26 protein-coding genes are annotated in these 25,449 nt (G+C 69.3%); 12 read left to right on the top strand and 14 right to left on the bottom strand.

Annotated elements, in window-relative coordinates:
• The first annotated feature begins 374 nt into the window (after window positions 1–374).
• From I596_RS03050 to kynU, 3 genes are read left to right on the top strand one after another with little or no spacing between them, the layout of a single operon-like run.
• Window positions 375–1,403: an amidohydrolase family protein gene (locus I596_RS03050; RefSeq protein WP_067644013.1), complete on the top strand. Its 1,029-nt coding sequence runs from the start codon at window positions 375–377 to the stop codon at window positions 1,401–1,403.
• Complete coding sequence (locus I596_RS03045) at window positions 1,400–1,930, top strand: hypothetical protein (RefSeq protein ID WP_067644010.1); 531 nt, start codon at window positions 1,400–1,402, stop codon at window positions 1,928–1,930. The genes I596_RS03050 and I596_RS03045 overlap by 4 nt, the downstream gene beginning before the upstream one ends.
• Entirely contained in the window at window positions 1,927–3,213 is a 1,287-nt protein-coding gene (gene kynU, locus I596_RS03040) for a kynureninase (protein WP_067644007.1), read from the top strand. Before I596_RS03045 ends, kynU begins: the two co-directional genes overlap by 4 nt.
• A gap of 164 nt (window positions 3,214–3,377) precedes the next feature.
• Here kynU and I596_RS18375 read toward each other — a convergent pair whose 3' ends face one another.
• The 3 genes from I596_RS18375 to I596_RS18675 all read right to left on the bottom strand — a co-directional run bounded on the left by I596_RS18375 (window position 3,378) and on the right by I596_RS18675 (window position 5,392).
• Window positions 3,378–4,754, bottom strand: coding sequence for a TolB family protein (locus I596_RS18375; RefSeq protein WP_190278973.1), 1,377 nt, complete (start codon window positions 4,752–4,754; stop codon window positions 3,378–3,380).
• A 76-nt stretch (window positions 4,755–4,830) separates the two neighbouring features.
• Complete coding sequence (locus tag I596_RS19275) at window positions 4,831–5,235, bottom strand: integrase core domain-containing protein (RefSeq protein ID WP_223303947.1); 405 nt, start codon at window positions 5,233–5,235, stop codon at window positions 4,831–4,833.
• 16 nt (window positions 5,236–5,251) lie between these two features.
• Window positions 5,252–5,392 carry a hypothetical protein gene (locus I596_RS18675; RefSeq protein WP_190279036.1) on the bottom strand — a complete coding sequence of 47 codons (141 nt, stop codon included), beginning with the start codon at window positions 5,390–5,392 and terminating at the stop codon, window positions 5,252–5,254.
• Between the two features lie 34 nt (window positions 5,393–5,426).
• Between I596_RS18675 and I596_RS18370 the strand changes: the two genes are divergently transcribed.
• Complete coding sequence (locus I596_RS18370; protein ID WP_150131983.1) at window positions 5,427–5,660, top strand: hypothetical protein; 234 nt, start codon at window positions 5,427–5,429, stop codon at window positions 5,658–5,660.
• Here I596_RS18370 and I596_RS18365 read toward each other — a convergent pair.
• Both I596_RS18365 and I596_RS17960 read right to left on the bottom strand, forming a co-directional pair.
• The gene (locus I596_RS18365; RefSeq protein WP_150131982.1) at window positions 5,657–6,922 is read right to left on the bottom strand and encodes a TolB-like translocation protein; all 1,266 of its coding nucleotides are present in this window, start codon (window positions 6,920–6,922) and stop codon (window positions 5,657–5,659) included. The genes I596_RS18370 and I596_RS18365 overlap by 4 nt on opposite strands.
• 181 nt (window positions 6,923–7,103) lie before the next feature.
• Window positions 7,104–8,615 carry a M12 family metallo-peptidase gene (locus I596_RS17960; protein ID WP_083965330.1) on the bottom strand — a complete coding sequence of 504 codons (1,512 nt, stop codon included), beginning with the start codon at window positions 8,613–8,615 and terminating at the stop codon, window positions 7,104–7,106.
• A 358-nt stretch (window positions 8,616–8,973) separates the two neighbouring features.
• Between I596_RS17960 and I596_RS03030 the strand changes: the two genes are divergently transcribed.
• The 3 genes from I596_RS03030 to I596_RS03020 all read left to right on the top strand — a co-directional run bounded on the left by I596_RS03030 (window position 8,974) and on the right by I596_RS03020 (window position 13,260).
• Window positions 8,974–11,154, top strand: a complete 2,181-nt coding sequence (locus tag I596_RS03030; protein ID WP_067644001.1) for an EAL domain-containing protein — start codon at window positions 8,974–8,976, stop codon at window positions 11,152–11,154.
• Between the two features lie 211 nt (window positions 11,155–11,365).
• On the top strand, window positions 11,366–12,775 hold the full coding sequence (locus I596_RS03025) for an FAD-dependent oxidoreductase (RefSeq protein ID WP_067643998.1): 1,410 nt from the start codon (window positions 11,366–11,368) through the stop codon (window positions 12,773–12,775).
• Window positions 12,772–13,260 carry a DUF3293 domain-containing protein gene (locus tag I596_RS03020; RefSeq protein ID WP_067643995.1) on the top strand — a complete coding sequence of 163 codons (489 nt, stop codon included), beginning with the start codon at window positions 12,772–12,774 and terminating at the stop codon, window positions 13,258–13,260. Before I596_RS03025 ends, I596_RS03020 begins: the two co-directional genes overlap by 4 nt.
• A gap of 383 nt (window positions 13,261–13,643) precedes the next feature.
• Here I596_RS03020 and rsmI read toward each other — a convergent pair whose 3' ends face one another.
• Complete coding sequence (rsmI, locus tag I596_RS03015) at window positions 13,644–14,501, bottom strand: 16S rRNA (cytidine(1402)-2'-O)-methyltransferase (RefSeq protein ID WP_067651361.1); 858 nt, start codon at window positions 14,499–14,501, stop codon at window positions 13,644–13,646.
• Window positions 14,502–14,622: 121 nt separating this feature from the next.
• Here rsmI and I596_RS03010 point away from each other — a divergent pair, with 121 nt between their 5' ends.
• From I596_RS03010 to I596_RS02990, 5 genes are all read left to right on the top strand, one after another.
• Window positions 14,623–16,413, top strand: a complete 1,791-nt coding sequence (locus tag I596_RS03010; RefSeq protein ID WP_067643992.1) for a penicillin-binding protein activator — start codon at window positions 14,623–14,625, stop codon at window positions 16,411–16,413.
• 2 nt (window positions 16,414–16,415) lie between these two features.
• Window positions 16,416–16,766, top strand: coding sequence for a YraN family protein (locus tag I596_RS03005; protein WP_067651359.1), 351 nt, complete (start codon window positions 16,416–16,418; stop codon window positions 16,764–16,766).
• A 13-nt stretch (window positions 16,767–16,779) separates the two neighbouring features.
• The gene (locus I596_RS03000; RefSeq protein WP_067643989.1) at window positions 16,780–17,367 is read left to right on the top strand and encodes a BON domain-containing protein; all 588 of its coding nucleotides are present in this window, start codon (window positions 16,780–16,782) and stop codon (window positions 17,365–17,367) included.
• Window positions 17,368–17,405: 38 nt separating this feature from the next.
• Window positions 17,406–18,785 carry an FAD-binding oxidoreductase gene (locus I596_RS02995; RefSeq protein ID WP_067643986.1) on the top strand — a complete coding sequence of 460 codons (1,380 nt, stop codon included), beginning with the start codon at window positions 17,406–17,408 and terminating at the stop codon, window positions 18,783–18,785.
• A 128-nt stretch (window positions 18,786–18,913) separates the two neighbouring features.
• The gene (locus I596_RS02990) at window positions 18,914–19,540 is read left to right on the top strand and encodes a hypothetical protein (RefSeq protein WP_067643983.1); all 627 of its coding nucleotides are present in this window, start codon (window positions 18,914–18,916) and stop codon (window positions 19,538–19,540) included.
• A 161-nt stretch (window positions 19,541–19,701) separates the two neighbouring features.
• Here I596_RS02990 and I596_RS02985 read toward each other — a convergent pair whose 3' ends face one another.
• The 8 genes from I596_RS02985 to ribD form a co-directional block, all read right to left on the bottom strand.
• Window positions 19,702–20,109 carry a hypothetical protein gene (locus I596_RS02985; RefSeq protein ID WP_067643980.1) on the bottom strand — a complete coding sequence of 136 codons (408 nt, stop codon included), beginning with the start codon at window positions 20,107–20,109 and terminating at the stop codon, window positions 19,702–19,704.
• Window positions 20,110–20,127: 18 nt separating this feature from the next.
• Window positions 20,128–20,622 (bottom strand): phosphatidylglycerophosphatase A family protein, encoded by a 495-nt coding sequence (locus I596_RS02980; protein ID WP_067643977.1) that lies wholly within the window; start codon window positions 20,620–20,622, stop codon window positions 20,128–20,130.
• Window positions 20,619–21,575, bottom strand: coding sequence for a thiamine-phosphate kinase (gene thiL, locus I596_RS02975; RefSeq protein WP_067643974.1), 957 nt, complete (start codon window positions 21,573–21,575; stop codon window positions 20,619–20,621). Before thiL ends, I596_RS02980 begins: the two co-directional genes overlap by 4 nt.
• 28 nt (window positions 21,576–21,603) lie before the next feature.
• Window positions 21,604–22,059, bottom strand: coding sequence for a transcription antitermination factor NusB (gene nusB, locus I596_RS02970; protein ID WP_067643971.1), 456 nt, complete (start codon window positions 22,057–22,059; stop codon window positions 21,604–21,606).
• Complete coding sequence (ribH, locus tag I596_RS02965; protein ID WP_067643968.1) at window positions 22,056–22,520, bottom strand: 6,7-dimethyl-8-ribityllumazine synthase; 465 nt, start codon at window positions 22,518–22,520, stop codon at window positions 22,056–22,058. Before ribH ends, nusB begins: the two co-directional genes overlap by 4 nt.
• 91 nt (window positions 22,521–22,611) lie before the next feature.
• The gene (locus I596_RS02960; protein ID WP_067643965.1) at window positions 22,612–23,700 is read right to left on the bottom strand and encodes a bifunctional 3,4-dihydroxy-2-butanone-4-phosphate synthase/GTP cyclohydrolase II; all 1,089 of its coding nucleotides are present in this window, start codon (window positions 23,698–23,700) and stop codon (window positions 22,612–22,614) included.
• Window positions 23,697–24,305, bottom strand: coding sequence for a riboflavin synthase (locus I596_RS02955; protein WP_067643962.1), 609 nt, complete (start codon window positions 24,303–24,305; stop codon window positions 23,697–23,699). The genes I596_RS02960 and I596_RS02955 overlap by 4 nt, the downstream gene beginning before the upstream one ends.
• A gap of 65 nt (window positions 24,306–24,370) precedes the next feature.
• Entirely contained in the window at window positions 24,371–25,447 is a 1,077-nt protein-coding gene (gene ribD / locus I596_RS02950) for a bifunctional diaminohydroxyphosphoribosylaminopyrimidine deaminase/5-amino-6-(5-phosphoribosylamino)uracil reductase RibD (protein ID WP_067651356.1), read from the bottom strand.
• Window positions 25,448–25,449: the final 2 nt, after the last annotated feature.

The raw sequence follows: 25,449 nt of genomic DNA, 5'->3' as shown, positions 1-25,449 counted from the left end.
CGGGCAGGGAGGTCCGCACGTTCGTCGTCGGCACAGGAGGTGCTGTCGACGAACCCCGGCGCCGGCTCGCGCACCCGCAGGACAGGAGTCCGGAGGGCGCGCCTCCGGGGTGCCTCTCTCTTTGACTGCTTTCTCTGACTGCGCGCATCCCTGCGCTCCGCCCTCCGGGCCGGCTTCGCCGTTCGCGCCGCTCCTGCGGCGCAGTGGACACGCAAGAGAAAGTGACTCGGCCGCCGACAGGCGGACGCGACCCCGAAGATGCCTCCCCGAAAACCGCGGAGGTAGCGACGCCTCCGAAGGAGATGGGCCTGCCGGCGCAGAACAAGCGCCGACGACCGCAGTACCGCCCCGCCGGGAAAGGTAAACTCCGCCCCATGCTGAAAATCGACACCCACGCGCACATCCTGCCCGACACCTGGCCCAACCTCGCCGAGAAGTACGGCGACGACCGCTTCCCGGTCATGGTGCGCAGCGACGGTCACCACCGCATCTACAAGGACGGCAAGTTCTTCCGCGAGGTCTGGGCCAGCGCCTTCGACCCGGAGGTGCGCATCGCCGACTACGCGCGCTTCGGCGTGGACGTGCAGGTGGTCTCCACCGTGCCGGTGCTGTTTTCTTACTGGGCCAAGCCCAGCCAGGCGCTGGAACTGCATCGCTTCCTCAACGACCACACTGCCGAGATCTGCCGCCGCTACCCGCGCAACTACGCCGGCATCGGCACCGTGCCGCTGCAGTCGCCGACGCTGGCGATCCAGGAAATGGAGCGCTGCATCGAGCAGCTGGGCCTGTCCGGCGTGCAGCTCGGCTCGCACATCGAGAACTGGAACCTCGACGCTCCGGAGCTGTTCCCGTTCTTCGAGGCCGCGGCGGACCTCGGCGCGGCGCTGCTGGTCCACCCCTGGGACATGATGGGCCGCGAGACGATGCCCAAGTACTGGCTGCCGTGGCTGGTCGGCATGCCGGCCGAGCAATCGCGCGCGGCCTGCTGCCTGATCTTCGGCGGCGTGCTCGAGCGCCTGCCGAAGCTGCGCGTGTGCCTGGCGCACGGCGGCGGCGCCTTCCCGTACACGATCGGCCGCATCGAGCACGGCTTCCGCATGCGTCCGGACCTGGTCGCCACCGACAACGCGCGCAACCCGCGCGACTACTTCGAGCGCCTGTACTTCGACTCGTGCGTGCACGACCCCGCGGCCCTGCGCTACCTGATCGACGTGGCCGGCGCCGAGCACGTCATGCTCGGCACCGACTATCCCTTCCCGCTCGGCGAGCAGGAGCCGGGCAGCGGCATCACCGCGCTCGGCCTGCCGCTGGACCGGCAGGCCCGGCTGTTCCACGGCACCGCGCTGGAATGGCTGGACCTGCCGCTGAACCGCTTCGCGAACGATCCGGAGTCTTCCGAATGAACCTTCTGCGCATTCCGGTTGCGCTGGCCCTGCTGGGTGCGTCCGCCCTGGCCGGCGCCCAGGCCCGCACCAGCTACGATCTCAACGAAGGCCGCGTGCGCTTCACGGTGCCGCCGGACTGGGCGGCGATCATGGAGAAGACCGAGGGCAACCCCCAACTGGTGGTGTTCCGCGTGCCCGACCCCACGGCCGAAGGCAGCGAGGACATGGCCAGCGTCACCGTCAAGACGCAGGCACTGCGCGGCACCGCCACGTTCGGTGGCCTGGTGCAGGAAGAGTTCGAACTGTCCAAGCAGCAGACCGGCTACGAGCGCGACCCGACCGGTGCCGGCGAGAACGTGCACCAGTACTTCGTGCAACGCGGCCCCACCCGCTACCTCGTGCACGACCGCTTCCGCGAGAACCGCGGCGTGTGGGTCCACATCCGCTGCCAGCGCCCGCTGCTGGCGGCGACGCCCGCCACCTGGAACCAGCAGTTCGACGCCGCCTGCCAGCGCGTGGTCGCCTCCACCGGAGGCGGCGCATGAGCGCTGCCGTCGAGCACTCCTCGCAGGAAGACTGGGCACTCGGCCAGGACGCGGCCGACCCGCTGGCACGCCTGCGCGACGAGTTCCTGATCCCGCGCCACGGCGAGCACGAAGTGGCGTACTTCTGCGGCAACTCGCTGGGCCTGCAGCCACGCGCCACGCGGCCCGCGCTGATGGCCGAGCTGGACGCCTGGGCCGAGCACGGCGTGGAGGGCCACTTCCGCGGCGCACTGCCGTGGATGGACTACCACAGCTTCGTCCGTGACGACCTCGCCGCCGTCGTCGGCGCGCAGCCGCAGGAAGTGGTCGCGATGAACTCGCTGACGGCCAACCTGCACCTGCTGATGGTCAGCTTCTATCGCCCCACCGCCGAACGGCCGGCGATCCTGATCGAGAAGAACGCCTTTCCGTCCGACCGCTACGCCGTCGAGTCGCAGGTCCGCTTCCACGGCTTCGACCCCGCCGACGCGCTCATCGAGCTGGAAGGCGACGAGAGCGGCGGCACGCTGTCGCAGGACGCGATCCTCGACGCGCTCGACCGCCACGGCCCGCGCATCGCCCTGGTGCTGCTGCCGGGCGTGCAGTACCTGACCGGGCAGGTGCTGGACCTGCGCGCGATCACCGAGGCGGCGCACCGCAAGGGCTGCGTGGTCGGTTTCGACCTCGCCCACGCCGCCGGCAACCTGCCGCTGGCGCTGCACGACACGCACTGCGACTTCGCCGTGTGGTGCAGCTACAAGTACCTCAACTCCGGCCCCGGCGCCGTCGCCGGCGCCTTCGTGCACGAGCGCCACGCGCACACGCCGCGCCCGCGCTTCGCCGGCTGGTGGGGCCACGACCGCGCCACCCGCTTCCGCATGGGGCCCGATTTCGTGCCGACCCCCGGCGCCGACGGCTGGCAGCTGTCCAACCCGCCGGTGCTGGCGCTGGCGCCGCTGCGCGTCTCGCTGGCCTTGTTCCGCACGGCCGGCATGGCCGCGCTGCGCGCCAAGTCCGAGGCGCTGACCGGCTACCTGGTCTGGCTGATCCGCAGCGAGGTACCGGACGTGCTCGACATCCTGACCCCGGACGAACCCGCCCGCCGCGGCTGCCAGCTCTCGCTGCGCGTGCGCGGCCCGCGCGACGCCGGCCGCTCGTTGTTCGAGTACCTGGAGGCACGCGGCATCGTCGTCGACTGGCGCGAGCCGGACGTCATCCGTGCCTCGCCGGTGCCGCTGTACAACCGTCACATCGACTGCCTGCGGCTGGTCGAGGCGGTGAGGGCGTGGCGGTCTGCGGCCTGAGGCACTGCACGGCGGCGGCATCCATGGGCCGAGAATCTACATCCATGCGTGTACGTAAGATGTGGCGGCGCCTCTGGCGCGTGCGACCGCCCGATAGACGGTGTGCAACTGACGCGCCCCCGGGCTGCGAGGACCTGGCACGCAGTCAGCCAATCGGGGCTCCGCTAGTGGATCCGCCTCCGGCGCTGGCTCAACCAGCCAATGCCAGCCAGCAGCAATAACACCGCCGCCCCAAGCCTTACCATGAACGACAGTGAAGGCACGGGCTCTGGAACAGGCGGCTCGATCAGCGTACCGCTGATGGAGACGGTGTAGATCAAGACGCGCCCCGCATAGGGAGGCGCCGCGGTATCGGCATGTCGCCAACTGAATGCCAGCGTCGAGCCGTCATCCGAGAGATCTAGCTCCGGGGCGTGGCTTGGATGGATCGGGCCTAGAGAAGCACTGACATTGACCATCTCGCCGGTCCGACGATCCTTGACGTATATGGCGGGCGTCACACCGGGATCAGGCAAGATGGTCGGCGAGCGAGAGGTGAACGCGAGATAGCGGCCATCTGCGCTCATGACAATGCGCTGCCCGCCTTCCGGAGCAGGCGCATCATCCCAGGATCGGCTGACCAGTTCGATAGTACCTGTATGGATATCGAGCAGATACACATTAGGGAAAGGAGTATCAGGATCGACGCCCTGTACAAACTCGGTACCGTAGGACGAAAACGTCACGTACCGCCCGGCAGCTAGACTGCGTGCACCCAGATCGACCGAAAAACTGGGGCCGGGATAGGTGAACTCACCACCATGCCAAGGTCGCGTCAGCCGCCGCTTGGCTCCGGTCGACCGATCATGCAAGAACAGGTTGCTGACCTGCCCTGGATTGTCCTCCGTCAGATTGCTTGCGCAACTACTGAAGACTATATATCGGCCATCATCAGAGACAACGCCAAATATTCCGGAACTGCAGTTCCCTTGAATGCCATCCTGCGTCCCCGATACGAGCTCAAACTCCCCGCTTTGCCAGTCCCTCAGGTACAAATCGAATCCAAATGGGCCGTTGATATCAGGTCCGCCGAGAAGATTGTCGGCGCTCGCGAATAGGAGCTTGCGCTGCTGAAACATTGTTGCGGCAAAAGAAGTGCCGCGCACATGCGGCTCTCCAGCGCCATCCCTGCCCACTAGAATGGTCGTTTGCGCATCAACGTCACGCAGAAACACATTGACGATCCCGTTGTCGTGGTAATCCCAAGGCAGGACTGGATCGAGTCGTCCATTGGAGTTGAAGAGAACGTATCTCCCATCACTTGAAGGGAAACCAGGCCCACTATTGAACCGATGCTCCTGATTCAGGCTGTCGACGCTGATACGTGCAACCTGCCTGGTGGAACGATCAAGAATGAAGACATCGGAGCGCTCGTTGCTGTCTCCCGTGACGACATCGTCAGATAGACACAGGAAGGTCATGTAGTCCGCCCGCGACGACAGCATTGGTGATCCGCATGGACCAAAAGCCGGACCGCCCCCATAGCCATACGTTTCCAGCATGGGCGGGCCGATCGACAGCGCAGCACACGCATGCCCCACCAGCGCCAACTGGAAAGCGAAGGACAGGCAGCAAGCTCTACTGAAAGCCATTGGCAAATATTAGATCAGGGCGCGCACGGAAAGCCTCGACGATCGGCGCTATCCGCGCCAAGCCGTCATGCACCTTGGACTGTCCGCATGTAGAAGACAATCCGGCCGATACTCCCCAAGCCTTGCCAGTGGGAAGTAGAGACTGACGTCCCTGCCATCGCCTCTTGAAGACCATCAGTGACAGGTTGCCGATGGCTTGGTGTGATCGCTGCTCGTTATAGCTCAGCATCCATCGCGCCATTTGCGCCCGCGCATCATTCGGTGCCTGAAAGCAGTTCGCATCGAGCACCCCGGCTCGAAACGTTCCGTCGAATCGCCCGACGTAAGCGTTCCGAGCCGGGCAGCCGGGCTCGGCAAAGTGCCACGCAACACCGGCTGCCCGTGCCCGCATCGTATCGCTTCGGAACTCAGGGCGGTTTTTGTTTCGGATCATCGCCCGGGCTCGCCGCGCCATTCGCACAGTTGCCCATGCGTGGGTACCACACGTGCATCGCTGATACTGAAACGGCCAACACCTCGCGCGCAAAATCATCGATCACATTGAACATTCGAAACGCCTAGCCGTTACTCGAGGCGTCATGCATGAAGTCCATCAACCAGCCAGTTCGGCGATCGGATACACCAGCGGTTGACATTCGCATCCGGTGGATGTCGGCGGCAGCGCCGGCACAGCGTAAACTCTTGCTCCCGGCACAGTCGGCGCGCTCGCTCGCATCTGGCGCCGCTGTTGTTTCGGTGACAGCCCAGTGGATCGCGGTGCACTGCCCGCGCGACACCATTGATGTGTTCGCCAGCATCGGCGGGCGAACCTGCTAGCTCACGCGGAACCGTCGCGATCTCAACCACCCCAAACCGGCGAACAGCAAGACGATCGCGGCGCCGGTACGCGCGATGGCACCCATCGATGGCACCGGCTCGGGCGCAGGCGGCTCGGTCGGCGTGCTGCCGATCGAGACGGTATAGACCAACGTGCGGCCGGTATAAGGCGCCGGTGCCGTCTCCGGATAGCGCCACGCAAAGGCCAGTGTTGAACCGTCGTCGGACAGATCCAGGTTGGCAACAATGCTCGGATGCATTGCGCCCAGTGGGGCACTCGCATTGACGACCTCTCCGGTCCAGCGGTCTTTCACGTAGATAGCGGGCGTGGCTTCAGGACTGGGCAGAATGTCCGGCGAGAGCGACGCAAACGCGATGTATCGACCGTCGGCACTCATGTCGATGTTCGTCCCGCCTCGTGCCGCAGGCGATCCATCCCAGGCGCGGCTGACCAGCTCGATACTCCCATCGCGAATGTCGAGTAAATAAGAATTATAGTTATAAGAATCTGATCCAATTCCCTCAACGAACTCTGTTCCATTCGAAAAGAACGTCACATAACGATCGGCAATGATTCGACGCGCCCCCACTCCAAACACGTAGGCGACCCAACGATAAGAGAACTCGCCACCATGCCAGGGCCGGGTCAGGCGGCGCTTTTCTCCCGTAAGACGATCATGAATGAACAGATTACTGACCTGCTGTGGATTATCGTCGGTCAGATTACTTGAGCAGCTATCAAAAACCACATAACGTCCGTCCCTGGATAACACACCTACCGTCCCGGACCCGCAATCCCCTTGAACCTTGCCATCCGCACCGGAAATCAACTCCACACGTCCGGTCCGCCAGTTCCTTATATAGATATCGTAGGCAAAAGGACCATTTGCATCCGTCTCCCCCAAGAGATTGTCCGTACTGGCGAACATCACTTCGTCCGACTCGAAACCAGCCGCACTGAGCACAGTCCCACTGAATCTTGAAGCACCCAGAAAATCCTTGCCCACCAGCACAGTAGTGCCAGAGAGAATGTCACGCAGGAAAACATTCCCTATCCCGTAATCATAATACTTCCACGGCAGAACCGGATCCAACGGTCCGTTCGATCCGAAAAGCACCATGCTGCCATCGTCGGAGGGGATACCCCATCCGCTATCGAATCGATAATCTTGTTGAGCGCTATCGACACTGACCCTCACGACTTCTCGAGTCGTCCTGTTCAACAGAAAGCTGTCGGCACGATCATTCTCATCTCCTGCCACTACGTCTCCGGACACGCACAAGAATGTCAGATAGGTGGCTGTTCGAGAGAGAACGGGACCTCCGCACGGGCCGAACGCTGGCTCACCCCAGTGACTGTACGTTTCCAGAACCGGAGCCCCAAGCAAGAGAGCTGCCGAGGCCTCGCCAGCCCCGAACAGGAACACCCCAGTCAATAGGGCTCTATTGAAATCCATTGGCAAAAATCCTGTCAGGACGTGCGCGAAAAGCCTCGACGATAGGCGCTATGCGCGCCAGAGTATCATTGGCCTTCGATGGCGGATAGGTAAAAGGCGGCTCTCCTACATTGCGCCCTATCGGCACTGCGCCCGGAAAGGTCCCCGTCTCGAACAAGCTTCCAGCCCACGAGAGTCCAGGATTGGAATAAGCATCGATCAGAGGGCACGCTGCATCACTTGAACACAACGGACCAGCGGCGCCCGTGTTTCTCGAATAGGACATGACGGTACGGAACGCAAATTGCGGTTGTGCCAGATTTGCGTTGCGGTGACCGAATGACCACGGACAGGAAGGAAATCCGGAGCTCGGCATCTCCATATTGGCGGGATCATGCTCCATGCCCAGCAAATGCCCCAGCTCATGAGCAAAATTCAGACGATCGGCGGCACAATCGGGGTCGAATACCATATAGGCCTTTCTTTCAAACTCCGGCCCCGGCCCGATCGGCGGAGAGTAGTTGTAGTACCGCTGAACAAAAGCCACTCCGCATGAAAGTTCTTCAGTCCCATCTTTTCGGGCAAGAGCGACTATATCCGCACCATACGTATCCCTCAGCGCCCTGACCGCCGGGGTGCCTGGATAGGTCCAACCGGGATACACACCGGGCGTCTCTATTGTTCCGGCCAATCGATTCAGACCAACCGCAATGGAGGCAAGATCGTAAGGCGGCGATGCGGTCTCCGGAACGGCTTGGATTCCACTCAAGTAGAACCTGACGGAGTTAACCAGGCTATTGCGGAGACTCTGGTTGGCCTCGTCGATTTCCCTTTGCGCCACCACCCTGACTCCGCCGAGCGTGCTTCCGTTCGCGATGAAAACTGCCGACGTGTACAGCACCAATACATCAATCTTGCTGACCGCCGTAGGCAAAGGACCCGGGCATGAGAGATCCCAGCTGCCAGGCCCGGCCGGGTGCTCGTTCGTCGCCGGCTCCAGGGGCAGTTCGCTTTGGGAGTCATTCACCGCCATCTGCGGCGGCTCGTTCCGCTCCGGATGAAGCTGCCACCAGTCCGGATTGACGAGTCCCAGCTCTGTCCGCTTGCCCTCGCGGGGATTCAACGCGTACTTCCCGCCCGACCCCCAGATGCGCCCGGCCAGATAGCCCTTCTCGAAGGTCAACGCAACGACGTAGCCGTCCGTTCGCCCGTACCAGCGCCACGAAAAATCTTCGGGAGCGACGTTCGGATCCGGCAGCTCGATCGTCTCCGGGCCATCACCGACCAGCAGGATCATGTAGCCCTGCCTCGGCGACCAGAACTCCCGGTGGACAACGATTTCACGCTGTCCCGGAAGATTCAACGTAATTGCCTCAGCCGGCTGCTGGATCGCCTGCTGATCAATCTCGATATGCCACGTCTGCGACCAGGGACCCGGCTCGGCCGGCGGCTCCTGTGTCTGCACTTGCGTGAACAGCCTCGGCGGCTGCTCCTGCGCGAGCGCGGGAATCGCCGCCATCGCACACCCATGACAATCCACTGCAACGCCTTCGACCACCGCGACATGTACACCCCTGTTTCCCTGTTTACGGACAGCCGAATGGCCCTGAATGACTGCGACAAGACGCGCATGCCCCAGAGAATCCGCGCAACCGTGAGTAGCGGCCGAATCGGAGAGCCGGCTCGTTGTCCGGCACTGGAAGAGCCTGTCGCAGGAGTGGCTTCTGGCGCCTGACGGACGCGTACCGGAGGCCGGACCGCTTATCCGCCCGCACGCGCAAACGCCACGCGTTCGCGGTATCGTTGCCGCCAGGGGAAGGAGGGCCTGAACCGCTCCGTCCCGTCCGGGTGCAACGCATGCGGGGGACCTAAGAGCTGTGACGTCCAGAAACCTGCTCCTGGCCGCCGCCTTGGCGGCCGCCTGCGTGCTGCTCCGGCTGTTCCAGGTGCCGATGGCCGGCGTGCCGGCCAGCTCGCTGCTGTACCTGCAGGCGGGCCTGCTGTTGACGATCGCGATGTTCGACCCGGGCCGCCGCGTGCTGGCGATCTGCCTGGGCGCGACCGCGCTGACCTGGATCGCGCAGGTCTGGCCGGTCTACGGCGCGCGGGCGCTGATCGGCGTACCGCTCTACGCCGTGCATTTCCTGCTGGCGGTGGGTGGCGCCCGGTTGGCGGGCTGGCCGCGCGCGAACGCCGCGCCGCTGGGCACCGGCGACATCCTGCGCTTCGTCGGTGTCTGCCTGCTGCTGCTGCCGGTGCTCTCCGGCTCGGCGGCGGTGCTGATACCGCTGCTGGCCCTGGACCAGCCGGCGCCGCCACTGGTCGAGCGCATCGTCGAGGCGGCGGTGGCCACGCACCTGGGCATCCTGGTGCTGACGCTGCCGGCGGCGTTCTGGCTGACCGAGGACGGCGCCGAGCGGCGGCTGCGCGCGGACGCGGTGCTGCCGGCGGCGGTGCTGCTCGGGCTCGGCTTCGTCCTGGGTCGCTGGCAGGGCACGGCGTTCGGCGAATCGCTCGGCGCGTGGATGCTCTCCTACCGGCTGCTGGCCGCGGCAGCGATGGCCTGGTGCGTGATGCGGCTGCCGGCACGCTGGTCGATGCCGGCCGTGGCCGGCGTGATGCTGATCCTGGTCTACGCGGTGGCCGAGCGTGCCGACGAGGCGACCAACCTGCTGCAGCCGGTGCTGCTGGGCCTGGAACTGCTGGTGCTGGAGGTGCTGCTGCTGGTCCTGCACGTGGCGACCCGCGACGGCCGGCTGATGCACGAGCGCCTGATCGAGGAAGCGAGCTACGACAGCCTGACCGGCCTGCCGAACCTCAAGGCGCTGCGCCGGCGCGTGGCCGCGGACGACGGCACCGACGAGGAACTAGGCTACCTGGTGGTCGACAACGCGGACCGCCTGCTGGCCGGACTTGGCCTGAATGCGCACACGGCGCTGATGCAGGCCGTGGCGGCGCGGCTGGCCGAGCGCGTGGCACCGTACTACGTGACCAGTGCGCAGTTCGTGCTGATGCGCCGCAGCGAGGACCAGCGCCATCCGGACTGGCAGCAGGTCCTGCAGCGGCTGGAGAGCTTCGATTTCGAGTGGAACGGCATCCACTACCGCGTGGTGCCGTACGTGGGACATGCGCGCATCCGCAACAGCCAGGCGGCCGGACTGGACGCGGCGATCATCGCGGCGTCGCAGGCGGCGTTCCAGGCGCGCATCCTGCGCGAGGTCATGCCGCTGAAGGAGGGCGATACCGCGCGCATGCAGGACGTGGCGGCGGCGCAGCGCAAGAAACTGGACGAGGCCTCCAACACGCTGGCCCTGCTGCGCACCGGCGAGGTGGCGCTGTACTTCCAGCCGATGCGTCGCATCGACGATCCGCAGCGCGGCCCGGTGTCGGCTGGCGAGGTGGTCTGCCGGCTGCGTACGCCCGAAGGGGAGCTGCTCTCGCCGGCGCACTTCACGCACGAGCTGGAGGCGGCCGGCCGGCTGGTGGAGCTGGACCGCGCGGTGATCCGCGAGCTGTTCCGCTGGATCCGCGCGAACCGCCAGCAGCTGGGACACATGCAGCACATCGGCATCAACCTGACGGCCCAGAGCATCACCTCGCCGGGATTCGTGCGCGAGCTGCTCGGGCTGATGCGCAACCCCCCGCTGGCATCGGACGTGTTCTGCTTCGAGATCACCGAGTCGGCGGCGATCTCGGACCTGGAGGTCAGCCGTCGCTGCCTGAACGACCTGCGCATGCTCGGCTGTCACGTGGCGATCGACGACTTCGGCACCGGCATGCAGAGCTTCGAGCGCCTCAAGCAGCTCCCGTTCGACATGCTCAAGATCGACGGTTCGTTCGTGCGCAACGCGTTGCGCATCGACAGCGACTACCAGCTGGTGCGCGCCTCGGTCACGATCGCGCATGCATTCGGTGCGGAGGCGGTGGCCGAGTATGTCGAGAACGCCGAGGTGTTCGGCTGCATGAAGGAGCTGGGCGTGGAATGGGTGCAAGGCAACCTGCTCGGCAAGGCGGCGCCGATCGAGTGGCTGGTGCGCCCGGGGCCGTGGCCGACCTAGCCGCGGCCGCCGGCACGCCCCCCGCTGCCGGACACAGCGCCCGCGACACCCCGGCCGGGGCCTTCGCACCCGCGGCTTGCATGCCGCGCTGCCGGCCCTGACGCCCCAGCCCCTGGCAGCACAGGCTGTGGCGACCGCGACCGGTCAAGCATGGATCGACGCGGCACCAGCAGGCAGAATCGGCGTCCCCGCCACTGCCGCACAGGCCCGCATGAATCGTCCCGCCATCACACTCGTCGGCGCCGGCCTGGTCGGCGCGCTCCTGGCCACCCTGCTCGCGCAGCGCGGCTTCGCGGTGGAGGTGTTCGAGCGCCGGCCCGATCCGCGGCGGGTCGGCTACGCGGGCGGGCGATCGATCAACCTGGCGCTGGCCGAGCGCGGCCTGCATGGGCTGCGCCTGGCTGGCCTGACCGAGCGGGTGATGGAACTGGCGGTCATGATGCGCGGGCGCATGGTGCACCACCCGGACGGGCGCACTGAACTGCTGCGCTACGGCCGCGACGATTCGGAAGTGATCTGGTCGATCAGCCGCGGCCGCCTCAACATCGCGCTGATCGATGCGGCGGAAGCGGCGGGGGCGCGCATGCACTTCGACCAGCGGCTGGAGGCGGCGCACTTCGGCGATGCGGTGACGCTGACGTTCCACGACGAGGCCGACGGCAGCACCCGTACGCACGTGGCCACCTCGGTGGTCGGCGCGGACGGCGCCGGCTCGGCCCTGCGCGCGGCGATGAATGCGGTGGCGCCGCTCGGCGAGCGGATCGAGCCGCTCGGCCACGGCTACAAGGAACTGGAAATCCCGCCGCTTCCGGCGCTTCCCGCCAGCGCGTTGTCATCGGAACAGGCCGCGGCGCAGGCACGCGGCGAGCGCTTCGCGATCGAACCCAATGCGCTGCACATCTGGCCGCGCGGCAGTTACATGTGCATCGCGCTGCCCAATGCCGAAGGCAGCTTCACGGTGACGCTGTTCCTGGCCAACGAGGGCGACCCGAGCTTCGCGACGATTCCCGCTCCGGCAGCGGCGCGCGCGTTCTTCGCGCGCGAGTTCCACGACGCACTGGCCCTGATCCCGGACCTGGAGGCGGATTTCGCCGCCAACCCGATCGGCGTGCTGTCCACGCTCTACCTCGATCGCTGGCATCACGGTGGCCAGGCGCTGCTGGTCGGCGATGCGGCGCATGCGATCGTGCCGTTCCACGGCCAGGGCATGAACTGCGGCTTCGAGGATGCGGTGGAGCTGGCCGACCTGCTCGCCGAGCGGCCCACCGCGTGCGAGGCGGTGTTCGCGGAGTTCGCGCGCCGGCGCAAGCCCAATGCCGACGCGATCGCGGCGATGGCGCTGGAGAACTACGTCGAGATGCGCGATCGCGTGGACGATGCGGACTTCCTGCTGATGCGCGCGCTGGACCGCCAGCTGGCCGAGCGCCATCCGTCGTTGTGGATGCCGCGCTACGCGATGGTCACGTTCACGCGGATGCCGTACGCGGTCGCGTTCGAGCGGGGCCGCCTGCAGAGCGAACTGCTGCGCGGCTTCACCGCCGGCAAGCAGCGGCTGGACGAGATCGACCTGGCCGCCGTCGACGCCGCGGTCCGCACGCGGTTGCCGCCGCTGCCGGTGTGAACGCGCACGCGCCGGCCGCGGTCGCCGCGTCGGCACGCCGGCTGCTGGCGCTGTACCGCGCCGCGCACTACGCCGTACGCCTGCCGGGTGGCCGCCGGATCGCGCTGGTGCTCGACGCCAAGCCGCATCCCACACTGGAAGCCTGGCTGTGCGGTGCGGACTGCGCCGTGCTGACCGCCTGCAATCCGTACTCGCAGCCCTTGCCCGCGGCCGAGAACCGCAGGCGCCAGCGCGGCCTGCTGGCCGAGCTGCGCGAAGCCGGGGCGCGCGTGCTGCCGGCGGCAGGCCATGGCGACGGCTGGCGCGAACCGTCGCTGCTGGCGGCCGGTGTGCCGCTGGGACTCGTCGACGCGCTGGCCGTGCGCCACGAACAGAACGCGATCATCGTGGCGGATGCGGACCGGCGGCTGCGATTGCGTCTCTACCGGCGCGACTGGCGCGAGGCACTGACGGACGCACGGGACCACGGCGACTGGGCAAGGTAGGCGCGCATCCGCGCACTCGCCGGGCGGTCACCTGCCGCCCCATCGTGCGATGCCGGACCGCGCGGCGACCACAAAAAAACAAACGCCGCCCATCCAGGGCGGCGTTTGCGGTGCAGGCGCATACGGGACTAGGGGGACCGGATACACCATTGCTTTCAGGCATCGACACGTACGGGGGAGTGCCGATACCTACGACTATAAACGCAGGCCCGCACGAAAACCGGACACGCGGTCGCGAAGATACGAAAATTTTCGTCGCAGAAATTTTTTGGCCGTCCAAATCGATGATTTGTCGACGATTCCACCCGCGTTATGCCGGGAAGTTATGGACGGCTATTTGAAGCAGAGCGCCTGACGTACCCATCCGGGCTGCAACGAAACCGTCATTCGTGAGGGACCGGCTGAACGTTTTTCGCGTGGTCGTACAGGGCTTTTCGCGGCGCACCGGTGATCGCCGCGGCGAGCTTGGCCGCACGCGCGGGCGGCAGCTCGGAGGTCAGCGTGGCGAATACACGCCGCCCTTCGGCCAGCACGCGATCGGCGTCCTCACCGTGGGCGCCGCCGACCAGCACCACGAACTCGCCGCGACGCTGGTCGGCGTCCGTGGCGACGCGCTCGGCGAGCGCGCCGAGCGGCTCGGCCAGGATCGTCTCGAAGCGCTTGGTCAGCTCGCGCGCGAGCACGCCTTCGCGCGCGGGCCCGAACACGGCGGCCATGTCGGCCAGCGATTCGGCGATGCGGTGGCTCGATTCGTAGAAGATCAAGGTGCGCGTTTCGGCCGCGAGCAGCTGCAGGCGCTCGCGGCGGCCCGCCGGCTTGGCCGGCAGGAAACCCTCGAAGACGAAGCGGTCGCTCGGCAGTCCGGCCACCGACAGCGCCGCGATCGCCGCGCAGGCGCCCGGGACCGGCGAGACCACCAGGCCCGCCGCACGCGCGGCGCGCACCAGCCGGAAGCCCGGATCGCTGACCAGCGGCGTGCCGGCATCGCTGATCAGCGCCACGTCCTCGCCCTGGCGCATGCGCTCGACCAGCCGCTCGCACTGCTCGCGCTCGTTGTACTCGTGCAGCGCGACGGTCGCGGCGGCACTGCCGACGCGCGCCAGCAGCGGTGCGCTGTGCCGCGTGTCCTCGGCGGCGATGACCGTGACGCGGCGCAGCACCTCGGCGGCGCGCAGCGTCAGGTCGTCGAGATTGCCGATCGGGGTGGCCACGACCCAGAGCTGGCCGGGAGAACCGGACATGCGCGCCTCATGCGAATCCATTGGGAACCGGCATTGTAGGCTGCCGCCCCGGAGCGCCGTTCCGGCCGCGCTCCGGGGCGCCTGTTATCATCGCGTTCCCAGCCGGCCGCCTGCGGTGCCCATGTCTTCCGAACGCCGTTTCCGCCCTGCCGTGGTCCTGACCGTGGTCCTGGCCCTGCTGGCCGGCGCCTGTTCGACCCTGCCGGTCGGCCGCCCGGCCGATGCAGGCCTGGCCGACCGTGCCGAACAGCTCTACCGGGACGGCCAGCTGGACGAATCGGCCAACCTGTTCCTCAACCTGGCCAGCCAGAGCCGCGCCGATGCCGCCGCGCACTATCGCCTGCGCGCGGCCGAGGTGCTGCGCGACGCCGGCCGCCTGGATGCGGCCGCGCAGGCGATCGCCGACATCCGGCGCCGCCGCCTGCAGGGCGACGAGCCGCAGCGGCTGGACCTGCTCGATGCCGAGATCGCGCTCGGCCGCGGCGACGCGACCCATGCGCTGGACCTGCTCGACCGGGCCGAGGGAGAAGCGCTCGCGCCGGCCCTGCGCCTGCGGCAGCTCGAGCTTCGCGCACGCGCGCAGGCGACGGCGGGCGACCGCTTCGCCGCGGCGCGCACGCGGGCGGCGATCGATCCGCAACTGGCCGGGGCCGATCGCGACCACAACCGCAGCGAGATCGTCGAGACCCTGCTGGCGCTGGAGCCGGCGGCGCTGATCGCCCGTGCCGAGACGCTGCAGGCGGATGACCCGCTGCTGCCGTGGATCGAGCAGGCCCTGCGCCGCAAGGGGTCGATGCTGCCGCGGCAACTGCCGCAGGCCAACCGTCCGGTCGGAACGCTGACTCCGGACGACAGCGGCCAGCTGCAAGCGGAAGGGTATCGCCCGCTGCGCCAGGTCGCGCTGCTGCTGCCGCTGTCCGGCCCGCTGGCGGGCGTCGCGCAGTCGATCCGCGACGGCTTCTTCACGGCGTACTTCGCCGACGCCTCCGAGCAGCGGCCGACGGTCCGCGTCTACGACGCGGGCGATACGCCGGCGGCGGCGGTGGCGGCCTACCAGAAGGCGGTGGCCGACGGTGCCGACCACGTGGTCGGACCGCTGCAGCGCGAGTCGGTCGGCGAGCTGTTCCGCCAGCCGCTGCCGGCGCGCGTGCTGGCGCTCAACCATCCCGACAGCGGCGAAGTGCCGCCGCCGGGCAATGCCGAGTTCGGCCTGCTGCCCGACGCCGAAGGCGCCCAGGCGGCGCAGCGCATGCTCGATCGCGGCATCGCGAGTGCGGCCGTGATCGCCGCCAAGACCGACTGGGCCGAGCGCGCGGCGCTGGCGTTCCGCACCCAGTTCGAGGCCGGCGGCGGCCGCATCGCCGGCGAGGCACGCCTGCTCGACAACGAGGTCAACTACCGCAACGCGATCACCCAGGCGACCGCGAGCCTCGGGGCGGACGGCGGCATCTTCATCAGCATGCGGCCGCAGCAGGCCCGCCTGCTGGTGCCGCAGCTGGCGATCGCCAGCATCTCCGCGCCGGTGTTCGGCACCTCGCACATCTACGCCGGCGACCCGAACTCCGGCTTCGACCGCGACCTCAACCAGGTCGAGTTCTGCGATGCGCCGTGGCTGTCCACCCCGGTGCCGGGGCGCCCGGACCGCGGCAACATCTCCAACCAGATCGCCAGCGCCAACGGCGTCGGCGCGCGCCTGTTCGCGTTCGGCATGGACGCCTACGCGCTGCTGCCGTACCTGGGCTGGATGCTGCAGCATTCGGACCAGTACATCGACGGCGCCACCGGCCAGCTCACCGCGGACAGCTTCGGCCGCATCCACCGCCGGCTCGGCTGGATGCGCTTCGAGAACGGCATCGCCCGACCCGCCCAGGGCGTCCTCAGCCCGGTACCGGCGGCTCCCGCGCTGCAATGAACATGCGCCTGGCCGGCGCCCGCTACGAGGCGCTGGCGCTGGCGCACCTGCAGCAGGCCGGTCTGCGGCTGATCGCCCGCAACGCCACCTACCGGCAGGGCGAGCTGGACCTGGTCATGAGCGAGGGCGAGACCGTCGTCTTCGTCGAGGTCCGCTACCGCCGGCACGCGGCGTCCGGCAGCGGCCTGGAATCGGTCGGCGCCGCCAAGCGTGCGAAACTGGTCCGCGCCGCCGGGCTTTTCCTCGCGGCGCATCCGGCGCTGGCGCGAAGGCCCTGCCGGTTCGACGTCGTCGCGTTCGGTGCCGACGCCGGCGCCATCGACTGGCAGCGCAACGCCTTCGACAGCTTCTGAAGAGGTCCGCCCCATGAATGCTTCCCGTCCGCTCCTCGCCGTGCTCGCCGCCGCCTCGCTGCTGCTCGGCGGCTGCGCGGCCCTGGTCGTCGGCGGCGCCGCCGCCGGTGCCGGCGCAGCGCACGACCGGCGCTCGACGCGCACGGTGTTCTCCGATCGCAACATCCAGCTGTCCGCCTACGACGACCTCAACAAGGACAAGGAGCTGGCGCTGAAGAACAACGTCTCGATCGTCGTCTACAACGGCGTCATGCTGCTGGTGGGCGAGGTGCGCAGCGCCGAGCTCAAGCAGCGCGCCGAGGGCATCGTGGCCGGTTTCGCCGGCGTACGCCGCCTGGTGAACGAGATCGAGGTGCGCGAGCCGGAGGGCTTCTGGTCGCGCCGCCGCGACAACACGATCACCGCCCACGTCAAGACCGCCCTGCTCGACCTCACCAGCCTGCAAGGCTTCGACCCCACGCGCATCAACGTGACCACCGCGCACCGCACGGTCTACCTGATGGGCCTGGTCGACGACGAGGAAGACGAAGCCGTCTCCAGCATCGCCCGCAACGTCAACGGCGTGGAGCGGGTGGTCAAGGTCTTCGAGTACCGCGACTGACTCCTCCTTCCCGTCCACCGACCGCCCCGGCCGCCGCCATGCCGCTTTCCCCGCCCGTCCTCGACCGCCTGCGCACGCTGTTCCCCGGCGATGCGCTGCTGACCGCGCCTGCCGACTGCGCGCCGTACGGCCGCGACGACTCCAAGCGCGAGGCGCTGCCGGATGCGGTGGTGCTGCCGACCACGCACGCCCAGGTGCTCGACCTGGTGCGGCTGTGCCGCGAGCACCGGCTGCCGCTGTTCGCGCGGGGCCGCGGCACCGGCACCACGGGTGCGGCGGTCCCCCTCGGCGGCGGCCTGGTCGTCGGCTTCGAGCGGATGAACAAGATCCTCGCCATCGACGCCGACAACCGCGTCGCCGTGGTGGAGCCAGGCGTGCTCAACGGCGACCTGCAGGCCGCCGTCGCCGCGCACGGCTTCTTCTGGCCGCCGGACCCGGCATCGGCCGCCACCTGCACGGTGGGCGGCAACATCGCCTGCAACGCCGGCGGGCCGCGCGCGGTCAAGCACGGCGCCACCCGCGACAACGTGCTGGCCGTGCGCGCGGTGGCCGGCAGCGGCGAGGATTTCCGCTTCGGCAAGGCGACCAGCAAGGCCGCCACCGGCTACGACCTGGCCCGGCTGATGGTCGGCTCCGAGGGCACGCTGGCGCTGGTCACCGAGGCGACGCTGAAGCTGGTGCCGCTGGCCTCGGCACGCGCCACGCTGCGCGCGACCTACGTCGACATCGAGACGGCCGCGGCCGCGGTGGCGCGCATCATGGCCCAGCCGGTGACGCCGTGTGCGCTGGAGTTCATGGATGACGAGGCGTTGCGCCTGGCACGCCTGCACGGCGGCGAGGCGATCCCGGTCGCCGGCGCGCTGCTGCTGATCGAGGTCGACGGCGAGGCCGACGCGTTGCCGGCCGCGGCCGAGGCACTCGCCCACGCCGCCCGCGGCGCGGGCCTGATCGACCTGGCGATCGCCAGCGACCCGCGCGACGTCGAGGCGATCTGGGCCGCACGCAAGGCGCTGAGCCCCAGCCTGCGCTCGATCGCGCCGAAGAAGATCAACGAGGACGTGGTCGTGCCGGTCAGCCGGCTGCCGGCCCTGGTCGCCGGCCTCAAGGCGATCTCGGCACGGCACGGCATCCCGATCGTCAACTTCGGCCATGCCGGCAACGGCAATGTCCACGTCAACCTGCTCTATCACCCGGACGACCCGGCGCAGGCGGCCCAGGCGCCGGCCTGCCTCTCGGCCGTGTTCGACCTGGTGCTGTCGCTGGACGGCACGCTGTCGGGCGAGCACGGCATCGGCCTGGCCAAGCGCCCATTCATGCGGCGCGCGCTCGATCCGGTCGCCATCGAGCTGATGCGCCGGATCAAGACCCAGTTCGACCCGGACGGCATCCTCAATCCGGGCAAGCTGCTACCGGACTGAGTACGCCGGCCCTGCCACCGCGCGACCGTTCCGCGTTCCCGGGCATCCGGTCCTGGCGCCTGCCGCGCCCGGCATCGCGCTGCGTGCGGCCCCCAGGGTCCTTTCCCTCCCCGAAACCGGATTCCACGATGCTGCGTACCCTCTCGCTTTCGCTGTGCCTGGCGGTGTCGGCTCTCGCTCTGCCACCGGCCCGGGCCGATGTCGCCCAGCCCGGTGACGACCCGCAGATCGCACAGGCCTTCGACGCCGACCAGCGCGAACGCGCCGAGCTGCCCCGGCAGACCTCCCAGGACGCGCTGCGCAGCTTCGCCCGGCAACTGGCCCTGCACGACGCCGAACGGCGCGTGGCCGTGCAGGCCGCGTTGCGCGAGCAGCGCCTGCGCACCGCGGCCGACTACCGCAAGGCGGCCACGATCATGCAGCACGGCCAGACCCCTGCCGACTACCTGATCGCGCATGCGCTGGCGACGATCGGCAGCACGCTCGCGCCGGACGATCGCGAACTGCGCTGGCTGGCAGCGGCCACGACTGATCGCTGGCTGCTCTCGCGCAAGCAACCGCAGTGGTACGGCACGCAGCCGGTCTGCGATGCGCGCGCGACCCCGCCGACCTGCCGGCTGGACGTCGCCGAGACCGCGGTCAGCGACGACGAGCGCGCCGCCGCTGGTATCGCACCGCTCGAGGAACTCAGGCGTGAGGCCGACGCGCGCGCGACGAAGCTCGGCGCCCAGTTGGGCGCGTCGAAATCACCGTAGCTGCCAGCGAAAGCCCGGTCCGCGCCGAGACCACGGCGCTCCCGGCGTGACCTGGTACGGGCGTCGCTTCGTTCGCGCCCGAGTCATGCACCGCTCCGGGGCCTGTGCGACGACGCCTGTCCCGCGGAAAAAGCGGCCGGCCTGGACAGGAGCGGGGCGCGCTAGAGCCAGCCTTCGAGATCCGGGCTGACCGCGGAGGAAACATGCAAGTCGCGCCGGGGGCCACGGCGTTCGTAGACGTCTACCTGGCCGTCGACCTCGATCTTCATGTATTGCGGGAACCCGGCCGGCGCGTGGCCGTCCACCCACAACGTGCCGTGGTAGAGACCGGTTCTCGTGTCCAGCACCGTGCCGTCGGATCGGGCCTTCACGATGACGACGACGTCGTAGGAGGCATGCACCGTCAGCTCGACCACCACATCTTCCGGAACGCCGTAGCGTGCTTCGTACCAGGATGGCAAGACGTCGCCGGCGACCGTGAAGGTGGACGGATCGAGCGGTCCGTCCGCGCAACCGCTGGTTCCGATCGTGAGCGTTCCGACCAGGGCCAGGAAAGCACGCCGATTCATGGACCGGTCCCTCGTCGACTAGGACAGCGCGTACAGCGCGAGCCCCAGCACCAGCGCCGCATAGACCCCGGCCAGCACGTCGTCGAGCATGACGCCGAGGCCGCCTTCGACGCTACGATCGGCCCAGGACACCGGCCAGGGCTTCCACACGTCGAACAGCCGGAACAGGAAGAACGCCGCGGCGATCCATCCCCAGTGAAGCGGCAGCGCCAGCAGCGGCAGCAGCGTGATCCACTGGCCGACGAACTCGTCCCAGACGATGACGCCGGGATCCTCCAGGCCGAGCCGCTTCACGACCACATGCGAGGCCCAGACGCCGAGCGCGAATGCGGCCACGAGACCAGCCAGGTAGACCGGCAGCGGGCAGCCGCTCAGCGGCAGCCACAGCAGGACGGCGACGGCGGAGCCGGCGGTTCCCGACGCGAACGGGCTGAAGCCCGAACCGAAGCCCGATGCGATCCAGCCGGCCGGATGGCCGAGCACGGCGCGGCGCTGCGCCGCGTCGAGCCTCATGCGAAATGCTCCCAGCCGCGCGCCGGCAGTGTGATCGGCGCACCGTCGGCATCGAGCGCGCGCACGCCGGCCCCTTCCACCACGCGGCCGATCCGCGTGGCGCCGCAGCCGATCCGCGCCAGGTCGCGCTGCAGGTCGCCGGCGCGGTGCGCGGGTGCGGTGAAGGCCAGCTCGTAGTCGTCCCCGCCGGCCAGTTGCAGGCGCGCGCGGTCGGCCGCCGCAAAGGCGCCGAGCAGGGCCGGGCTGGACGGCAGGGCGTCGGTCTCGATGTCGATGCCGACGCCGCTCCGGTCGGCAATGTGGCCCAGATCGGCCAGCAACCCGTCGGATACGTCGATACAGGCGGTGGCGGCGCCGCGCAGGGCCGCGCCGGCGGCGATGCGCGGCTCGGGCCGGTCCAGGCGCGGATCGAGCTGGGCGCGCAGGGCCGGATCGCCGGACCGGCGCCGCAGCCACAGCGCGGCGGCGGCGTCACCGAGCGTGCCGGTGACGAAAACCGCGTCGCCGACGCGCGCGCCGTCGCGGCGCAGTGCCTGTTCCGGCGGCACGAAGCCGTGCACGGTCACCGTGATGGTCAGCGGCCCGGAGGTGGTATCGCCGCCGATCAGCGCGACGCGATGCTGGGCGGCCAGGGCGCCGAAGCCGGTGCAGAAGGCCTCGACGAAGGCGGCATCGGCGGTCGGCAGCGTCAGCGCCAGCAGCGCCCAGGCGGGCGTGGCGCCCATCGCGGCCAGGTCGCTCAGGTTGACGGCCAGCGCCTTCCAGCCGATGTCCGCCGCCGCGGTGTCGGCCGGGAAATGCACGCCGGCGACCAGCGTGTCGGTGCAGATGGCCAGCTCGTGGCCGGGCGGCGGCAGCACCAGCGCGGCGTCGTCGCCGATCCCCAGGCGCACGTCGTTGCGCTCGATACCGGCACGGCGGCGGATCAGGTCGATCAGGTCGAACTCGCTCATCGGCGGACTCCTGCCCCGCGCCGGCGTGCTAGCGGCCGCGGTACTCGGGGGCGCGCCATTCGGCGGCCAGCTTGTCGAGCACGCCGTTGACGTAGGTGTGCCCGTACTCGGAACCGAAGCGCTTGACGACCTCGATCGCCTCGTTGATGACGACGCGGTACGGCACGTCCGGCCGATGCCGCAGCTCCCAGGCCGACAGGCGCAGCACGGCGCGCTCGATCGGGTCGACCTGCGCGATTTCGCGGTCCAGGTGCGGCTTGAGGCCTTCGTCGAGTTCGCTGCAGTGGGCCTCGACGCCGCGCAGCAGCTCCTCGAAGTACTCCAGGTCGGCGATCTCCATGTCCTGCTCGTGGCGGAACTGCTCGATCACGAGGGTCATCTTGCTGCCGGACATCTGCCAGGCGTAGAGCGCCTGCAGCGCACGACGGCGGGCGCGGGCGCGGGCGGCCGGGTCGACGCCGGTTACGCGATGCGAGGGGTTCACAGGAGCCTCCACAGGTCAGCCATTTCGATCGCCGCCAGCGCGGCCTCCTCGCCCTTGTTGCCGTGTGCACCGCCGGCACGGGCCTGGGCGTCGGCATGACGCTCCACCGCCAGCACGCCGTTCAGCACCGGGATGCGGTAGTCGAGCGCGACGCGCATCAGGCCGTCGGCGCAACCGTCGGCGACCTGCTCGTAGTGACGCGTGTCGCCGCGCACGACACAGCCGAGCGCGACGATCGCGGCATGGCCGCCGGCTGCCGCCAGGCGGGCCGCGACGGCCGGGATCTCCCAGGCGCCGGGCACGCGCACGACGTCCACCGCAGCCGCGTCGACGCCGTTCTGCGCGAACGCGGCCTGGGCGCCGGCGACCAGGGCATCGACGATGCCGGGGTTCCAGCGGCTGGCGACGATCGCGTAGCGCGCGTCAGGGACGGGGCGAAGCTCGCCGGCGAGGTTGGGCATGGGCTTGGGTTGCGCGACGGCACGGGGCGGGCGGCGGCCCGGGGGGGAGCATTATCCACGGATGCCGCGGCCGCGTGCGTGCGCGGTGCGCTCAGGTTTCGTCCCAGCTGGCCACGTCGAGGCCGAAACCGCCGAGGCCGACCAGCTTGCGCGGGGTACCGAGCACGCGCAGGTGGCGCACGCCCAGGTCGCACAGGATCTGCGCCCCCAGGCCGTGCTGGCGCCATTCGGCGGCAGCCGCCGCGGGACGGGCCGGCGCCTGGACGAGCTTGTCGAGCAGCGCGGCCTCGGCGTCGACCTCGCTCAGCACGACGACCACGCCGCGGTCCTCGTCGGCGATCCGGCGCAGCGCGGCGGTGACCGTGAGGCCGAGGTCCTCGCGCTTGAGGTGCAGCACGTCCGACAGCGTATTGCGCACGTGCACGCGCGTGAGCACCGGCGCGCCGTCGTCGACGCAGCCGCGCACCAGGGCGTAGTGCAGCGCGCCCTGCAGGCGATCGCGGTAGACCACCAGGCGGAACGTGCCGAATTCGGTCTCGACCGCCACGTCGCACAGCCGCTCGACGGTCTTCTCGGTCGCCAGGCGGTAGCGGATCAGGTCGGCGATCGTGCCGATCTTGAGACCGTGCCGGGCGGCGAAGCGCTCCAGCTCCGGCCGCCGCGCCATCGAGCCGTCCTCGGCCAGGATTTCCACCAGCACGCCGGCCGGCTCCAGACCGGCCAGCGCGGCGAGGTCGCAGGCGGCCTCGGTATGGCCGGCGCGCGCGAGCACGCCGCCGGGCTGGGCGGCGAGCGGGAAGATGTGGCCGGGCTGGACGATGTCGGCCGGGCCCGCGTCCGGCCTGACCGCCGCCTGGATCGTGCAGGCACGGTCCTGCGCGGAGATGCCGGTGGTGACGCCCTCGGCGGCCTCGATCGAGACCGTGAAGTTGGTGTGGTACGGCGAGGTGTTGTCGCTGACCATCGGCTTGAGGCCCAGCTGCCGGCAGCGTTCCTGCGTCAGCGGCAGGCAGACCAGGCCACGGCCCTCGCGCACCATGAAGTTGATGTCCTCGGGCCGCACCTTGGCGGCGGCCATGATGAGGTCGCCCTCGTTCTCGCGGTCCTCGTCGTCGAGGATGACGACCATGCGCCCGGCGCGGATGTCCTCGAGGATCTCGGGAATCGTGTTGAAGCTCATGGCGTGTCTCCGGCCGGTGCCAGCCGCAGGCGCTCGATGTAGCGCGCCAGCAGGTCCACCTCGAGATTGACCGGGTCGCCGGCGCGGCGCGCACCGAACGTGGTGACGGCCTGCGTGTGCGGAATCAGGTTGACGCCGAAGCGGCTGTCCTCGACCGCGTTGACCGTCAGGCTGACGCCGTCGATGCAGATCGAGCCCTTGGCGGCGATGTAGCGTGCCAGCGCCGGTGGCGCCTCGAAGGTCCAGCGTTGCGAGCGCGCCTCGTCGGCGACCTCCACCACCCGGCCGATGCCGTCGACGTGGCCGGAGACCAGGTGGCCGCCGAGACGGTCCGAAAGCCGCAGCGCCTTCTCGAGGTTGACGGTGTCGCCGGGCTGCAGCCCGCCGAGCGTCGTCACGGCGAGCGTCTCGACCGAGACGTCGGCGGCGAAGTGGCCGGACCCGACCTCCAGCGCGGTCAGGCAGACGCCGCCCACCGCGATGCTGTCGCCCTCGGCGACGTCGTCGAGCGGCAGCGCGCCCGCATCGACGCGCAGGCGCACGTCGCCGCCGCGTGGCTCGATGGCGGCGATCCGGCCGACCGCCTGGATGATTCCTGTGAACATGCGCAAGCTATCCGTTGGTGACTTGAAGAAGGGCCGGCGCCGGACGCCGCGGGCGCGCGGGCCGGTCAGTCCGGCCGCAGCAGCAGCCGCAGGTCGGCGCCGATCGCGCGCCGGTCGATCGTCCGCAGCCGCCAGCGCGAGGCCATGTCGGCCAGCGTCGGCAACGCCAGCAGCGGCTGCGCCCGGTCGCCGAGCAGCACCGGCGCCACGTAGAGCAGCAGTTCGTCGACCAGGCCGGCGGCGAACAGCGCGCCGCCGAGCACCGGGCCGGATTCGACCTGCAGCTCGTTGACGCCGCGCGCCGCCAGCAGCGACAGCACGGCGGGGAGATCGAGACGCGGCAGGCCGGTTTCAACCGTCGTGGCGACCGGCACGCACTCGACGCGTGCGAACCGCGCATCGACGGGGACAGCATCGACGGCATGCACGACGAGGGTCGGCGCGCTGCCGTCGAGCACGGCGGCTCCGGCCGGTGTCCGCAGCGCGCGATCGAGCACGACGCGCAGCAGCGGGGGAATCGGCGTGTCGCCGGCCTCGGCCAGGCGCAGCGTCAGCCGCGGATCGTCGGCCTGCACGGTGCCGCTGCCGGTCAGCACCGCAGAGCTGCGCGCGCGCCAGCGCTGGACGTCCTCGCGGGCCGCCGCACCAGTGATCCATTGGGAGGCGCCGTCGGCCAGTGCGACGCGCCCGTCCAGGCTCATCGCCAGCTTCAGCCGCAGCCACGGCCGGCCGCGCTCGATGCGGCTGAAGAAGCCGCGGTTGAGCTCGCGGGCCGCCTCGCGCAGCAGGCCGCACTCGACCGCAATGCCGGCCGCGCGCAGGCGCTCGAGCGCGCCACCGGCCTCCTGCGCGGCATCCTCGCTGGCGATCACCACGCGGGCGACGCCGGCGGCGATCAGCGCGTCGGCGCACGGCGGGGTCCGGCCGTGCAGGCCGCACGGTTCCAGCGTGACGTAGGCGGTGGCGCCGCGCGCGCGGCTCCCGGCGGCGGCGAGCGCCTCGACCTCGGCGTGCGGCCCGCCGGCCAGGCGGTGCCAGCCTTCGCCGACGACCTCGCTGCCGTGCGCCAGCACGCAGCCCACACGCGGATTCGGGCGCGTCGTCACCAGGCCGCGCTCGGCCAGCCGCAGCGCGTGCGCCATGT

Source organism: Dokdonella koreensis DS-123 (genome assembly GCF_001632775.1).
GTDB lineage: Bacteria > Pseudomonadota > Gammaproteobacteria > Xanthomonadales > Rhodanobacteraceae > Dokdonella > Dokdonella koreensis.
The sequence above is the reverse complement of the archived record's forward strand: the minus strand, read 5'-3'. Positions and strand labels throughout refer to the sequence as shown.

What these genes read in the sequence shown, in the direction of transcription:
- I596_RS03010 (WP_067643992.1), top strand. Translation starts at nt 14,623, where the DNA reads ATGTCTTCCGAACGCCGTTTCCGCCCTGCCGTGGTCCTGACCGTGGTC.
- I596_RS02980 (WP_067643977.1), bottom strand. Translation starts at nt 20,622, where the DNA reads ATGAGGCTCGACGCGGCGCAGCGCCGCGCCGTGCTCGGCCATCCGGCC.
- thiL (WP_067643974.1), bottom strand. Translation starts at nt 21,575, where the DNA reads ATGAGCGAGTTCGACCTGATCGACCTGATCCGCCGCCGTGCCGGTATC.
- I596_RS18370 (WP_150131983.1), top strand. Translation starts at nt 5,427, where the DNA reads ATGAAGTCCATCAACCAGCCAGTTCGGCGATCGGATACACCAGCGGTT.
- rsmI (WP_067651361.1), bottom strand. Translation starts at nt 14,501, where the DNA reads ATGTCCGGTTCTCCCGGCCAGCTCTGGGTCGTGGCCACCCCGATCGGC.
- I596_RS02985 (WP_067643980.1), bottom strand. Translation starts at nt 20,109, where the DNA reads ATGAATCGGCGTGCTTTCCTGGCCCTGGTCGGAACGCTCACGATCGGA.
- I596_RS02955 (WP_067643962.1), bottom strand. Translation starts at nt 24,305, where the DNA reads ATGTTCACAGGAATCATCCAGGCGGTCGGCCGGATCGCCGCCATCGAG.
- kynU (WP_067644007.1), top strand. Translation starts at nt 1,927, where the DNA reads ATGAGCGCTGCCGTCGAGCACTCCTCGCAGGAAGACTGGGCACTCGGC.
- I596_RS03005 (WP_067651359.1), top strand. Translation starts at nt 16,416, where the DNA reads ATGCGCCTGGCCGGCGCCCGCTACGAGGCGCTGGCGCTGGCGCACCTG.
- I596_RS02960 (WP_067643965.1), bottom strand. Translation starts at nt 23,700, where the DNA reads ATGAGCTTCAACACGATTCCCGAGATCCTCGAGGACATCCGCGCCGGG.
- I596_RS03025 (WP_067643998.1), top strand. Translation starts at nt 11,366, where the DNA reads ATGAATCGTCCCGCCATCACACTCGTCGGCGCCGGCCTGGTCGGCGCG.
- I596_RS17960 (WP_083965330.1), bottom strand. Translation starts at nt 8,615, where the DNA reads ATGGCGGCGATTCCCGCGCTCGCGCAGGAGCAGCCGCCGAGGCTGTTC.
- ribH (WP_067643968.1), bottom strand. Translation starts at nt 22,520, where the DNA reads ATGCCCAACCTCGCCGGCGAGCTTCGCCCCGTCCCTGACGCGCGCTAC.
- I596_RS02990 (WP_067643983.1), top strand. Translation starts at nt 18,914, where the DNA reads ATGCTGCGTACCCTCTCGCTTTCGCTGTGCCTGGCGGTGTCGGCTCTC.
- I596_RS18375 (WP_190278973.1), bottom strand. Translation starts at nt 4,754, where the DNA reads ATGCTGGAAACGTATGGCTATGGGGGCGGTCCGGCTTTTGGTCCATGC.
- I596_RS03000 (WP_067643989.1), top strand. Translation starts at nt 16,780, where the DNA reads ATGAATGCTTCCCGTCCGCTCCTCGCCGTGCTCGCCGCCGCCTCGCTG.
- ribD (WP_067651356.1), bottom strand. Translation starts at nt 25,447, where the DNA reads ATGGCGCACGCGCTGCGGCTGGCCGAGCGCGGCCTGGTGACGACGCGC.
- I596_RS18675 (WP_190279036.1), bottom strand. Translation starts at nt 5,392, where the DNA reads ATGTTCAATGTGATCGATGATTTTGCGCGCGAGGTGTTGGCCGTTTCA.
- I596_RS02995 (WP_067643986.1), top strand. Translation starts at nt 17,406, where the DNA reads ATGCCGCTTTCCCCGCCCGTCCTCGACCGCCTGCGCACGCTGTTCCCC.
- I596_RS03045 (WP_067644010.1), top strand. Translation starts at nt 1,400, where the DNA reads ATGAACCTTCTGCGCATTCCGGTTGCGCTGGCCCTGCTGGGTGCGTCC.
- I596_RS19275 (WP_223303947.1), bottom strand. Translation starts at nt 5,235, where the DNA reads ATGCGGGCACGGGCAGCCGGTGTTGCGTGGCACTTTGCCGAGCCCGGC.
- I596_RS03050 (WP_067644013.1), top strand. Translation starts at nt 375, where the DNA reads ATGCTGAAAATCGACACCCACGCGCACATCCTGCCCGACACCTGGCCC.